Annotated in this window: 2 protein-coding genes; both read left to right on the top strand. The window is 48.1% G+C overall.

The window, feature by feature from the left end:
• On the top strand, positions 1-680 hold a 680-nt coding region (locus RCF13_RS16360; RefSeq protein WP_308141348.1), incomplete at its 5' end, for a hypothetical protein.
• A 1-nt stretch (position 681) separates the two neighbouring features.
• The coding region (locus RCF13_RS16355; RefSeq protein WP_308141347.1) for a hypothetical protein at positions 682-862 on the top strand (181 nt) is incomplete at its 3' end.

Raw genomic sequence — 862 nt, 5'->3', positions numbered from 1 at the left:
ATGTAAGCGGCTTGGAATTGACCCGCTCGTTGGAGCAAATAGCAGCAAAGATAACCAATGACTGGAAATGCAGCCCTCACGATAGCGTGGTGGTTGCCATGGACAGAGGGCGACATGCTGACAGTTCTGCAGCCATAGCGTGGTTCCTCAAGCCGATACTAGGCGATCTAGCCGATTGGGAAACTAACCAGTTTTATAAGGCGCTGGGAGAGGCAGCGTCGGAAGTCGCTGACGGAGGAAACATTGTGATAGTCGATGAGTTCGTTGGTACGGGCCAAACTCTGAGTGGCGCGCTGGTTTGGCTGTCGGATAAGCTTAAAAGTCACAATAAAACGGCCACACTATATGTAGCTACTGTCGCGGCTATGGAAATTTCGAGACTGAAGGACCTAAGTCTAGCCAAAGACTTTTTCGCTACCATCTGGCTCAAGAAGTCGATTCAGGATCATTACCCGCCTGAAAGAATCATGCCCCTTGAGAGTCTCATGCTTGGAATGGAGGACCGTCTCTTAAAAAAAGACGGCTACATGAAGTTGAGCAAGTATTCTTTAGGATATAAAAAGTCGCAAGCGGCTTATTTCTTTGAGAATGGAAATCCACCGAACAATAACTTCCCTATATTTTGGTGGAAGAGGCTCGCGGACGGTTCAAGAAGACGGCCGCTGACGCCGAGAGTGTAAAATGCAGACTGTCGAAAAACTCGTATTGAAAGCAGCGTTTCAGGCGCCTGGCGGTTTCGATCTCTATGATCTGCATCTCAAATTTCGATTGAGCCCCACAATCTTATTTCAAACTTGCTCTGATTTCGAGCAGCGAAATATTATCACGCGCGAAGGCATGAGGGTCTCTCTCACGAACTACG

The sequence above is a fragment of the Stenotrophomonas maltophilia group sp. RNC7 genome (assembly GCF_030910085.1).
GTDB classification, from domain to species: domain Bacteria; phylum Pseudomonadota; class Gammaproteobacteria; order Xanthomonadales; family Xanthomonadaceae; genus Stenotrophomonas; species Stenotrophomonas sepilia.
This window is presented reverse-complemented; position numbering and strand designations above follow the sequence as displayed.